10 protein-coding genes are annotated in these 12,537 nt (G+C 61.0%); 8 read left to right on the top strand and 2 right to left on the bottom strand.

Translation table 11 applies throughout. The features are described from left to right. Positions 1 to 59: 59 nt before the first annotated feature. Both AC1DQM_RS11665 and AC1DQM_RS11670 read right to left on the bottom strand, forming a co-directional pair. On the bottom strand, positions 60 to 884 hold the full coding sequence (locus AC1DQM_RS11665) for an SDR family oxidoreductase (protein ID WP_477746204.1): 825 nt from the start codon (positions 882 to 884) through the stop codon (positions 60 to 62). A 343-nt stretch (positions 885 to 1,227) separates the two neighbouring features. Continuing rightward, positions 1,228 to 2,268 (bottom strand): threonine aldolase family protein, encoded by a 1,041-nt coding sequence (locus tag AC1DQM_RS11670; protein WP_018928794.1) that lies wholly within the window; start codon positions 2,266 to 2,268, stop codon positions 1,228 to 1,230. Positions 2,269 to 2,395: 127 nt separating this feature from the next. Between AC1DQM_RS11670 and AC1DQM_RS11675 the strand changes: the two genes are divergently transcribed. From AC1DQM_RS11675 to fdhA, 8 genes are all read left to right on the top strand, one after another. Then, positions 2,396 to 3,112, top strand: coding sequence for a TraX family protein (locus tag AC1DQM_RS11675; RefSeq protein ID WP_064620833.1), 717 nt, complete (start codon positions 2,396 to 2,398; stop codon positions 3,110 to 3,112). 316 nt (positions 3,113 to 3,428) lie between these two features. Beyond that, positions 3,429 to 4,682 (top strand): serine hydroxymethyltransferase, encoded by a 1,254-nt coding sequence (gene glyA / locus AC1DQM_RS11680; protein ID WP_018928796.1) that lies wholly within the window; start codon positions 3,429 to 3,431, stop codon positions 4,680 to 4,682. A 23-nt stretch (positions 4,683 to 4,705) separates the two neighbouring features. Then, positions 4,706 to 5,956, top strand: coding sequence for a sarcosine oxidase subunit beta (locus AC1DQM_RS11685; protein ID WP_007936415.1), 1,251 nt, complete (start codon positions 4,706 to 4,708; stop codon positions 5,954 to 5,956). Between the two features lie 14 nt (positions 5,957 to 5,970). Next, positions 5,971 to 6,300 (top strand): sarcosine oxidase subunit delta, encoded by a 330-nt coding sequence (locus AC1DQM_RS11690; protein ID WP_007907563.1) that lies wholly within the window; start codon positions 5,971 to 5,973, stop codon positions 6,298 to 6,300. Further along, positions 6,297 to 9,314: a sarcosine oxidase subunit alpha gene (locus AC1DQM_RS11695; protein WP_064620830.1), complete on the top strand. Its 3,018-nt coding sequence runs from the start codon at positions 6,297 to 6,299 to the stop codon at positions 9,312 to 9,314. Before AC1DQM_RS11690 ends, AC1DQM_RS11695 begins: the two co-directional genes overlap by 4 nt. A 57-nt stretch (positions 9,315 to 9,371) precedes the next feature. Next, positions 9,372 to 10,004, top strand: coding sequence for a sarcosine oxidase subunit gamma (locus AC1DQM_RS11700; RefSeq protein WP_018928798.1), 633 nt, complete (start codon positions 9,372 to 9,374; stop codon positions 10,002 to 10,004). 178 nt (positions 10,005 to 10,182) lie between these two features. Beyond that, positions 10,183 to 11,040: a formyltetrahydrofolate deformylase gene (gene purU, locus AC1DQM_RS11705; protein WP_018928799.1), complete on the top strand. Its 858-nt coding sequence runs from the start codon at positions 10,183 to 10,185 to the stop codon at positions 11,038 to 11,040. 152 nt (positions 11,041 to 11,192) lie between these two features. Beyond that, entirely contained in the window at positions 11,193 to 12,392 is a 1,200-nt protein-coding gene (fdhA, locus tag AC1DQM_RS11710; RefSeq protein WP_477746205.1) for a formaldehyde dehydrogenase, glutathione-independent, read from the top strand. The last annotated feature ends 145 nt before the right edge of the window (positions 12,393 to 12,537 follow it).

Below are 12,537 nucleotides of genomic sequence, written 5' to 3' on the forward strand. Positions count from 1 at the left end.
TCGCTGAATAACCTCTACAGGAGCAGCCTTCGGCAGCGCCTGTAGAGGGCGCGCTTCAGTCAGTCGACAAACAGGTCTGGCATCAGTTTGTCGGTGGAATCAGGCGCATACCGATACCCTTCAAAATCCGTCACCCCTTGCTCGCGCAAAATCTCCTCATCGATCAGCAACCGACCGGTAATGCTGCGACCGCTGCTGTCGAGAATGACGTGGGCGGCATCCGCCATGATCGCGGGTGTGCGGGCATGTTTGAAAGATTCGCGCGATCCGAGCTGAAACTCGATCGCGGCCGTGGCGATCATGGTCTGCGGCCATAGAGAGTTGACGCTGATACCGTAGGCGGCGAATTCCTCGCTCATGCCCAGGGTGAGCATGCTCATGCCGTACTTGGTGACGGTGTAGGGGCTGTATTGGGCGAACCATTTGGTGGCCAGGTTCAACGGCGGTGACAGGTTGAGGATGTGGCCGCTGGATTTTTTCAGATAGGGCAGGGCGGCCTGGCTGCACAGCAGCACGGCGCGGGTGTTGATCTGGTGCATCAGGTCGAAGCGCTTGAGTTCGATGTGCTGCACGCCGGTCAGCTTGATCGCTCCTGCATTGTTGACCAGCACGTCGATGCCGCCGAAATGCTCATTGGCGTCAGCCAGGGCCTGGCGCACGATGGTTTCATCGCGCACATCCACCTCCAGGGCCAGCGCCTTGCCACCCGCGGCTTCGACTTCCGCTGCCACGCTGAAGATGGTGCCAGGCAGTTTGGGGTGAGGGGCGGCGCTTTTCGCGGCAATCACGATGTTGGCCCCGTCGCGCGCGGCCCGCAGCGCAATCTCACGACCAATCCCGCGACTGGCGCCGGTGATGAACAGGGTTTTGCCTTCTAGTGACATGCGGACGCTCCCGATTGGCGTGATCCGAGCGGATCGAAACGGCTCGCAGTCAATGTAGACCAAGTCTTGCGGGACTGTGGCAAGGGGGGGCAAGCCCCCTCGCCATAAGATCTCTTGCCAATCAAATAGCTGAGGTCGAGCGCAGAACCTGTGGCGAGGGAGCTTGCTCCCGTTGGGTTGCGAAGCAGCCCCAAAGCCTGAGCATGCGGTCTGTCAGGTGGACCGCGTTGGCTGGTTTTACGACTGCTGCGCAGCCGAGCGGGAGCAAGCTCCCTCGCCACAAAGTCGCATTTCAACCAAATAGCTGAGGTGGAACACAGAGCCTGTGGTGAGGGGGAGGGAGTCAGGCTGTCATCACGTGCCGAATATCCGCCGCCAGTTCCCGCACGCGTTCTTCTTCGGTGTCCCACGAGCACATGAACCGTGCGCCGCCGTTGCCGATGAAGGTGTAGAAGCGCCAGCCCTTGGCGGTCAGTGCGGCGATGGCCGGCTCGGAGAGTTGCAGGAACACACCGTTGGCCTGCACCGGGAACATCAGCTCGACGCCAGGAATGTCGCTCACCAGTTCGGCCAGCAACTGCGCGCAGTGGTTGGCGTGGCGGGCGTATTTGAGCCAGGCGTCGTTTTCAAGAATCCCGACCCAGGGGGCCGAGAGGAAGCGCATCTTCGACGCCAGTTGCCCGGCCTGTTTGCAGCGGTAGTCGAAGTCTTCAGCCAGTTTGTGGTTGAAGAACAGAATCGCTTCGCCCACCGCCATGCCGTTTTTCGTACCGCCAAAGCACAGCACGTCGACGCCGGCCTTCCAGGTCAGGTCGGCTGGCGAGCAACCCAGATAAGCGCAGGCGTTGGAGAAACGGGCGCCGTCCATGTGCAGGTTCAAGCCCAGTTCTTTACAGGTGACGCTGATGGCGCGGATTTCTTCCGGGGTGTACACGCTGCCGACTTCAGTGGCCTGGGTCAGGGTCACGACGCGTGGTTTCGGGTAGTGGATGTCCTGGCGCTTGAGGGCAATTTCGCGGATCGATTCCGGCGTCAGCTTGCCGTTTTCGGTGCGGGCGATGAGCAGCTTGGAACCGTTGGAGAAAAACTCCGGCGCGCCGCATTCGTCGGTTTCGACGTGGGCGGTTTCCGAGCAGATCACGCTGTGGTAACTCTGGCACAGCGACGACAGGGCCAACGAGTTGGCCGCGGTGCCGTTGAAGGCGAAGAACACTTCGCAGTCGGTTTCGAACAGTTTGCGGAATTGATCCGCGGCGCGTGCGGTCCACTCATCGTCGCCATAAGCGCGCTGGTGTCCGTGGTTGGCCTGTTCCATGGCAGCCCAGGCTTCAGGGCAAATACCGGAATAGTTGTCGCTGGCGAATTGTTGGCTCTTGTCGGTCATGGCCGGCTTCCGTGATCGAGGCGCTTGTGGCGCTTCGTTGGTCAATGATGATGTGCACTTTACCGAAGATCGTCCGGGGAGCACACGGGATGAGTCTGTCAGAAAAATACAAATGCCTCGGGCAATTATGCACATGACGCAGAGGGACGGTGCACTGGATCTGCTCAAGTGGCTGGCGCTGTTGAGCATGGTGCTCGATCACCTGCGATATGTCGGTTATTCCCTCGATCTGCTGTATGTGCCGGGCAGATTGGCGTTCCCGTGGTTCTGTCTGGCGATGGCGGCGAACCTGGCGCGTGTCCGTACAGTGACGACCGACGGCCAGTGGCGCTACCTCGGTTGGTTGTTGCTGTTCAGTGCCCTGAGCGAAATTCCGTATCGGATGTACATTCCTGATCACGACACCTTGAATGTATTGCCTACGCTGGTCATGGGGTTGCTGGTGGCCCGTGGCTGGCAGCACGGGCCAGTTCAGTCGCGTCTGTTGGCGGTCGTTGCCTTGGTGCTGGCGGCACTGTTCCCGCAGCGATTGATGTTCGGCTTTTTCGGCGTGCTGTTGCCACTGGCGATGTTGCTGGTGATCCAGCGGCCTTGGTATTTCGGCCTGTTGCCGGGGCTGGTGTGCCTGGCGGCCAATCAATGGCAAGTGCTGTACTCCGCTGCCTGGTTCGGCAGCGGTGCGGCGATTTTGGGTATTGTCGTTTGTCTGATTGCGCCATTCTCGGGCCTGCTGCTATTGCGACATGCCCAAGGCATCCAGCCACCGCCGATGCGCCGCTGGGCCTACGCCCTTTATCCCGGGCATTTCCTCGTACTTTTGGCCTTGCGCCAACTCATCGCCTGACGCCCGTCCCCTGTGGCGAGGGGGCTTGCCCCCGTTGGGCTGCGAAGCGGCCCTAAACCCTCAGAGCGTGGTTTATCAGGCAAACCCCGTTTGTTGATTTTGCGACTACTGCGCAGTCGAACGGGGGCAAGCCCCCTCGCCACAAGAGCCTTCCTGGCTCAGCCTTCTCGGCCCATGTCGTAAACGCACCTTTGCGTGGCGTCCATAGGCATTTGACCTGTCTGCGCCGGTCATACCATCGCTATCAAAGGGCACTGCCGAAATGCCAGTGCCTCACCGAGACGAAAGGCGCACCGCCGCCGCTGGGAGAGACGCGATGTTCAGCAAGCAAGACCAGATTCAGGGTTACGACGATGCACTGCTGGCGGCGATGAATGCCGAGGAGCAACGCCAGGAAGATCACATCGAGCTGATCGCGTCAGAGAACTACACCAGCAAGCGCGTGATGGAAGCGCAAGGCAGTGGCCTGACCAACAAATACGCCGAAGGCTATCCGGGCAAGCGCTACTACGGTGGTTGCGAGCACGTCGACAAAGTTGAAGCCCTGGCCATCGAACGCGCCAAGCAATTGTTCGGTGCCGATTACGCCAACGTGCAGCCGCACTCCGGTTCTTCGGCCAACAGCGCCGTTTACCTGGCCCTGCTGCAAGCCGGCGACACCATTCTGGGCATGAGCCTGGCCCACGGCGGTCACCTGACCCACGGTGCCAAAGTGTCGTCGTCGGGCAAGCTGTACAACGCTGTGCAGTACGGCATCGACACCAAAACCGGCCTGATCGACTACGACGAAGTCGAGCGTCTGGCCGTCGAATGCAAGCCGAAGATGATCGTCGCCGGTTTCTCGGCCTACTCCAAGACCCTCGATTTCCCGCGTTTCCGCCAGATCGCTGACAAGGTCGGTGCCCTGCTGTTCGTCGACATGGCTCACGTTGCCGGTCTGGTCGCCGCTGGCCTGTACCCGAACCCGCTGCCATACGCTGACGTGGTGACCACCACCACCCACAAGACCCTGCGCGGTCCACGTGGTGGCCTGATCCTGGCCAAGGCTAACGAAGAAATCGAGAAGAAGCTCAACGCCGCGGTATTCCCTGGTGCCCAGGGCGGCCCGCTGATGCACGTCATCGCCGGTAAAGCAGTGTGCTTCAAGGAAGCACTGGAGCCTGGCTTCAAGGCCTACCAGCAACAAGTGATCGACAACGCCAAGGCAATGGCCGGCGTATTTATCAAACGCGGCTACGATGTAGTGTCCGGCGGTACCGACAACCACCTGTTCCTGGTCAGCCTGATCCGTCAGGGCCTCACCGGTAAAGAGGCGGACGCAGCACTCGGTCGCGCCCACATCACCGTGAACAAGAACGCTGTCCCGAACGATCCACAGTCGCCGTTCGTGACCTCCGGCCTGCGTATCGGCACCCCGGCGGTGACCACTCGCGGCTTCAAGGTTACCCAGTGTGTTGAACTGGCTGGCTGGATCTGCGACATCCTCGACAACCTCGGCGACGCCGATGTCGAGGCCAATGTCGCGCAGCATGTGGCAGCCCTGTGCGCGGACTTCCCGGTTTATCGCTGAGCGCGGTTTTGGAGTAAATGACTATGCAACGCTATTCGGGCTTCGGCCTCTTCAAACACTCCCTCAGCCACCATGAAAACTGGCAGCGCATGTGGCGTACGCCGACCCCGAAAAAGGTCTACGACGTGGTCATCGTCGGCGGTGGCGGGCATGGTCTGGCGACCGCCTACTACCTGGCCAAGGAACACGGCATCACCAACGTGGCCGTGGTCGAGAAGGGCTGGCTGGGCGGCGGTAACACCGCGCGCAACACCACCATCGTGCGTTCCAACTACCTGTGGGACGAGTCGGCACACCTGTACGAACACGCGATGAAATTGTGGGAAGGCCTGTCCCAGGACCTGAACTACAACGTGATGTTCTCCCAGCGTGGCGTCTACAACCTGTGCCACACCCTGCAGGACATTCGTGATTCCGAGCGTCGGGTCAGCGCCAACCGCCTCAACGGCGTGGACGGCGAACTGCTCGATGCCAAGCAAGTGGCGGACGAGATCCCGTACCTCGACTGCTCCAAGAACACCCGCTATCCGGTGATGGGCGCTACCGTCCAGCGTCGCGGCGGCGTGGCCCGTCACGATGCCGTGGCGTGGGGCTTTGCCCGTGCCGCCGACGCCTTGGGCGTGGACCTGATCCAACAGACCGAAGTGATCGGTTTCCGTAAGGAAAACGGTGTGTGCATCGGTGTTGAAACCAACAAGGGCTTCATCGGCGCCAAGCGCGTCGGCGTGGTGACTGCCGGTAACTCCGGGCACATGGCCAAACTTGCCGGTTTCCGCCTGCCGATCGAATCGCACCCGCTGCAAGCGCTGGTGTCCGAGCCGATCAAGCCGATTATCGACAGCGTGATCATGTCCAACGCCGTACACGGTTACATCAGCCAGTCCGACAAGGGCGACCTGGTGATCGGCGCCGGTATCGACGGCTACAACGGCTACGGCCAGCGTGGTTCGTACCCGGTGATCGAGCACACCATCCAGGCCATCGTCGAGATGTTCCCGGTGCTGTCGCGCGTACGCATGAACCGTCAGTGGGGCGGCATCGTCGACACCACGCCGGATGCGTGCCCGATCATTTCGAAGACTCCGGTACCGAACATGTTCTTCAACTGCGGTTGGGGCACCGGTGGCTTCAAGGCTACACCTGGCTCGGGCAACGTGTTTGCCGCCAGCCTGGCCAAGGGTGAAATGCACCCATTGGCTGCACCTTTCTCCATCGACCGCTTCCACAGCGGTGCGTTGATCGACGAACACGGCGCTGCAGCAGTCGCCCACTAACAGGAGAAATCCCTATGTTGCATATCTTCTGTCCTCACTGTGGCGAACTGCGCTCCGAAGAGGAATTCCATGCATCCGGCCAGGCGCACATCCCGCGTCCACTGGATCCGAACAGCTGCACCGACGAGGAGTGGGGCGACTACATGTTCTTCCGCGATAACCCTCGCGGTCTGCACCACGAACTGTGGGATCACGTCGCCGGTTGCCGTCAGTATTTCAACGTGACCCGTGACACCGTGACCTACGAGATTCTCGAAACCTACAAGATCGGCACCAAGCCGCAGTTCACCGACAAGACCGACAGCCCGAAAGCGGCCGCCACGGCTCTGGGAGAGAAGGTATGAGCCAGATCAATCGCCTGTCCAACGGCGGACGCATCGACCGCAACAAAGTGCTGAGCTTCACCTTCAACGGCCAGGTCTACAAAGGCTTTGAGGGCGACTCGCTGGCTGCAGCCTTGCTGGCCAACGGTGTCGATATCGTCGGCCGCAGCTTCAAGTATTCGCGCCCACGCGGCATCTTCGCCGCCGGTGCCGAAGAGCCGAACGCCGTGCTGCAGATCGGTGCGACCGAAGCCACGCAGATCCCGAACGTACGCGCCACGCAACAAGCGCTGTATCAAGGCCTGGTCGCCACCAGCACCAACGGCTGGCCAAGCGTGAACAACGACATGATGGGAATTCTCGGCAAGGTCGGCGGCAAGCTGATGCCACCGGGCTTCTACTACAAAACCTTCATGTACCCGCAATCGTTCTGGATGACTTACGAGAAGTACATTCGTAAGGCAGCCGGTCTTGGCCGTTCGCCGACCGAGAACGATCCGGACACCTACGACTACATGAACCAGCACTGCGACGTGCTGATCGTCGGCGCTGGCCCTGCGGGTCTGGCGGCTGCACTGGCGGCTGCCCGCAGCGGCGCCCGTGTGATCCTGGCCGATGAGCAGGAAGAGTTTGGCGGCAGCCTGCTCGACTCCCGCGAAAGCCTCGATGGCAAACCAGCTACCGAGTGGGTTGCCAGTGTCATCGCCGAGCTGAAAAACACCCCTGACGTGCTGCTGTTGCCGCGCGCCACGGTCAACGGTTACCACGACCATAACTTCCTGACCATTCACGAGCGCCTCACCGATCACCTCGGCGACCGCGCTCCGATCGGCCAGGTGCGTCAGCGCATCCACCGGGTTCGCGCCAAGCGCGTGGTGCTGGCGACCGGCGCTCACGAGCGTCCACTGGTTTACGGCAACAACGACGTGCCGGGCAACATGCTCGCCGGCGCTGTGTCGACTTATGTACGTCGCTATGGTGTGGCACCGGGCAAGAAACTGGTGCTGTCGACCAACAACGACCACGCCTACCGCGTTGCCCTGGACTGGCTCGACGCCAGCCTGCAAGTGGTGGCCATCGCCGACGCCCGCAGCAACCCTCGCGGTGCGCTGGTGGAAGAAGCGCGCGCCAAAGGCATTCGCATCCTGACCGGCAGCGCCGTGATCGAGGCCCGTGGCAGCAAGCACGTGACCGCCGCTCGCGTTGCAGCGATTGATGTAAAAGCACACACCGTGACCAGCCCGGGCGAATGGCTCGATTGCGACCTGGTCGCCAGTTCCGGCGGCTACAGCCCGGTGGTTCACCTGGCTTCGCACCTGGGTGGCAAGCCGATCTGGCGTGAAGACATCCTCGGTTTCGTACCGGGCGAGGCACCGCAGAAACGCGTGTGCGTCGGTGGCATCAACGGCGTCTACAGCCTCGGCGATTCGTTGGCCGATGGTTTTGAAGGCGGTGCTCGCGCTGCCAGCGAAGCTGGATTCGGCAAGGTCGAAGGCGTACTGCCCAAAGCCCTGAGCCGACTCGAAGAGCCGACGCTGGCGCTGTTCCAGGTGCCTCACGAAAAAGCCACTGCCCGTGCGCCGAAGCAATTCGTCGACCTGCAGAACGACGTCACCGCAGCCGCCATCGAACTGGCGACCCGCGAAGGCTTCGAGTCGGTCGAGCACGTCAAGCGCTACACCGCACTGGGCTTCGGCACCGATCAGGGCAAGCTCGGCAACGTCAACGGCCTGGCCATCGCTGCCCGTTCGCTGAACGTGACCATCCCGCAGATGGGCACCACCATGTTCCGCCCGAACTACACGCCGGTGACTTTCGGCGCCGTGGCCGGTCGTCACTGTGGGCACATCTTCGAGCCGGTTCGCTTCACCGCGCTGCATCACTGGCACGTTAAGAATGGCGCCGAGTTCGAAGACGTCGGTCAGTGGAAACGTCCTTGGTACTTCCCGAAAAACGGTGAAGACCTGCATGCCGCCGTAAAACGCGAATGCAAAGCCGTGCGCGACAGCGTCGGCCTGCTGGACGCTTCGACCCTGGGCAAGATCGACATCCAGGGCCCGGACTCCCGCGAGTTCCTCAACCGTATCTACACCAACGCCTGGACCAAGCTCGACGTGGGCAAGGCGCGCTACGGCCTGATGTGTAAAGAAGACGGCATGGTGTTCGACGATGGCGTGACTGCATGCCTGGCCGACAACCATTTCGTGATGACCACCACCACCGGCGGCGCTGCGCGCGTGCTGCAATGGCTGGAAATCTACCACCAGACCGAATGGCCAGACCTGAAGGTGTACTTCACTTCCGTGACGGATCACTGGGCAACCATGACCCTGTCCGGGCCGAACAGCCGCAAGCTGCTCAGCGAAGTCACCGACGCCGACCTGAGCAACGAAGCCTTCCCGTTCATGACCTGGAAAGAAGCCCTGGTCGGTGGCGTGCCGGCGCGGATTTTCCGGATTTCGTTTACCGGTGAGCTGTCGTATGAAGTCAACGTGCAGGCCGACTACGCCATGGGCGTGCTCGAGAAAATCGTCGAGGCCGGCAAGAAGTACAACCTGACCCCGTACGGCACCGAAACCATGCACGTACTGCGGGCCGAGAAGGGCTTCATCATCGTCGGTCAGGATACTGACAGCTCGATGACCCCGGACGACCTGAACATGGGCTGGTGTGTCGGTCGCACCAAACCGTTCTCGTGGATCGGCTGGCGTGGCATGAACCGCGAAGACTGTGTGCGTGATCAGCGCAAACAGCTGGTTGGCCTGAAGCCGATCGATCCGACCAAATGGCTGCCGGAAGGTGCGCAACTGGTGTTCAACACCAAGCAAGCGATTCCGATGACCATGGTGGGTCACGTGACTTCCAGCTACTTGCACAACTCCCTGGGCTATTCGTTTGCCATGGGCGTGGTCAAGGGCGGCTTGAAGCGCATGGGTGAGCGGGTGTTCGCACCGCTGGCCGACGGCAGCGTGATCGAGGCGGAAATCGTTTCTTCGGTGTTCTTCGATCCGAAAGGCGATCGCCAGAACGTGTAATCGATCACCCCCCGCGCCAGGCGCGGGGGGCGACAAAGAATTCAAGACAGGTGCTTTATGACCGCAGCCAATGTTTACCAACAACGCCCAACCACCGGGGCCAAGGCCGAGTCGTCGCTGCATCATGCCGACCTCGCCAGCCTGGTGGGCAAGGGTCGCAAGAACGCCGGCGTGATCGTGCGTGAGAAAAAACTCCTCGGTCACCTGACTATCCGTGGCGATGGCCACGACGCCGCGTTCGCCGCTGGTGTGCACAAGGCCCTTGGCATCGAGTTGCCAGGTGCGCTGACCGTGATCATCAAAGGCGAAACCAGCCTGCAATGGATGGGGCCGGATGAATGGCTGCTGGTCGTGCCGACCGGTGAAGAATTCGCCGCCGAGAAAAAACTCCGTGAAGCGCTGGGCGACCTGCACATCCAGATCGTCAACGTCAGCGGTGGCCAGCAGATCCTCGAACTCAGCGGCCCGAACGTGCGTCAGGTGCTGATGAAGTCCACCAGCTACGACGTGCACCCCAACAACTTCCCGGTGGGCAAGGCTGTTGGCACGGTGTTCGCCAAGTCGCAACTGATGATCCGCCATACCGCCGAAGACACCTGGGAACTGCTGATTCGCCGCAGCTTCTCGGATTACTGGTGGTTGTGGTTGCAGGATGCGTCGGCTGAGTACGGGCTTAGCGTCCAGGCGTAATTGTGGCGAGGGAGCTTGCTCCCGCTCGGCTGCGCAGCAGTCGTAAAACCTGAATCCGCGTTCCTTCTGCAGGAATGCGGTTGCTGACATAGGGGTCGCTTCGCAACCCAGCGGGAGCAAGCTCCCTCGCCACAGAGTTCTCTCTGATCACAGATGTAGCAGCAGGAGTCACCGCACTATGAGCCGCGCCCCAGACACATGGATTCTGACCGCCGACTGCCCAAGCGTCCTCGGCACCGTGGATGCGGTGACCCGCTTTCTGTTCGAGCAGGGCTGCTACGTCACCGAGCACCACTCCTTTGATGACCGGCTCTCAGGCCGTTTCTTCATCCGAGTGGAATTTCGGCAACCCGACGCTTTCGACGAACAAGCCTTCCGCGCAGGCCTGGCGGAGCGTGGTGCCGCCTTCGGGATGGTCTTCGAGCTGACCCCGCCGAACTACCGGCCGAAAGTGGTGATCATGGTCTCCAAGGCCGATCACTGCCTCAACGACTTGCTCTACCGCCAGCGCATCGGCCAGTTGTCGATGGACGTGGTCGCGGTGGTCTCCAACCACCCGGACCTCAAGCCGTTGGCCGACTGGCACCAGATTCCGTACTACCACTTTCCGCTGGACCCCAACGACAAACCATCGCAAGAGCGCCAGGTCTGGCAGGTGATCGAAGAGGCCGGCGCCGAGCTGGTGATCCTTGCCCGCTACATGCAGGTTCTGTCGCCAGAGCTGTGCCGCAAACTCGACGGCAAGGCGATCAACATTCACCACTCCCTGCTGCCGGGCTTCAAGGGCGCCAAGCCGTATCACCAGGCCTACAACAAAGGCGTGAAACTGGTCGGCGCCACGGCGCATTACATCAACAACGATCTGGATGAAGGTCCGATCATCGCCCAGGGCGTGGAAGCCGTGGATCACAGCCACTATCCCGAAGACTTGATCGCCAAGGGGCGGGATATCGAAGGGCTGACGTTGGCGCGGGCCGTGGGTTATCACATTGAAAGACGCGTGTTCCTTAACGCTAACAGGACAGTTGTTCTCTAGCGTTTTTACTGCCTGAAAAGATCGCCTGCCTCTGTAGACGCTGCCGAAGGCTCGGGCCGCGTTCGGACGATCTTTTGATTTATCGAGCAATCAACGCGCCGCCGTTTCCTGGCGACGCGACCGCTACATAAAAACAACAGCGAGGTGAAAGCATGTCTGGTAATCGTGGTGTGGTGTATCTCGGCGCAGGCAAGGTCGAAGTACAGAAAATCGACTATCCCAAAATGCAGGACCCGCGCGGCAGGAAGATCGAGCACGGTGTCATCCTGCGCGTAGTTTCCACCAACATCTGTGGTTCCGATCAGCACATGGTGCGCGGTCGCACCACCGCTCAGACCGGTCTGGTGCTGGGCCACGAGATCACGGGTGAAGTGATCGAGAAGGGCAGCGGTGTCGAGAACCTGCAGATCGGCGACTTGGTGTCGGTACCTTTCAACGTTGCCTGTGGCCGTTGCCGTTCGTGCAAAGAGCAACATACTGGCGTCTGCCTGAGCGTTAACCCGGCGCGTCCGGGCGGTGCCTATGGTTATGTCGACATGGGTGACTGGACCGGTGGCCAAGCCGAATACGCGTTTGTGCCGTATGCCGACTTCAACCTGCTGAAACTTCCAGATCGCGACCGGGCCATGGAAAAAATCCGTGACCTGACCTGTCTCTCTGACATCCTGCCTACCGGTTACCACGGCGCAGTGACCGCCGGCGTTGGCCCTGGCAGCACCGTGTACGTCGCCGGCGCCGGCCCGGTTGGCCTGGCAGCTGCCGCTTCCGCTCGCCTGCTGGGTGCTGCGGTGGTGATCATCGGTGACGTCAACCCGATCCGCCTGGCCCATGCCAAGGCTCAGGGTTTCGAAATCGCCGACCTGTCGACAGACACCCCACTGCACGAACAAATCGCTGCACTGTTGGGCGAACCAGAAGTGGACTGCGCCGTCGATGCCGTAGGCTTCGAAGCTCGCGGTCACGGCCATGCCGGCGTGAAGCACGAGGCTCCCGCCACCGTACTCAACTCGCTGATGGGCGTGGTTCGCGTCGCTGGCAAAATCGGTATTCCTGGCCTGTACGTCACCGAAGATCCGGGTGCAGTGGACGCTGCCGCGAAAATGGGCAGCCTGAGCATTCGCTTCGGCCTGGGCTGGGCCAAATCCCACAGCTTCCACACCGGCCAGACGCCAGTGATGAAGTACAACCGCCAGCTGATGCAGGCGATCATGTGGGACCGCATCAAGATTGCCGAAATCGTGGGTGTGGAAGTCATCAGCCTGGATGACGCTCCACGGGGTTACGGCGAGTTCGACGCGGGCGTGCCGAAGAAGTTTGTGATCGATCCGCACAAGTTGTTTAGTGCGGCGTAAGGCCTGGAGCAAGACGGAAAAAAGGGCGACAGTGATGTCGCCCTTTTTTATGGCGAGTGGCACGTAATTGCTCAGAGAAAATGAGCGATCACCAATGGACCTCGAACGATAATCTGATTTGCTCCATGCCGTAGACGTCGCTTTC

The organism is Pseudomonas sp. 01L34, from assembly GCF_056400265.1.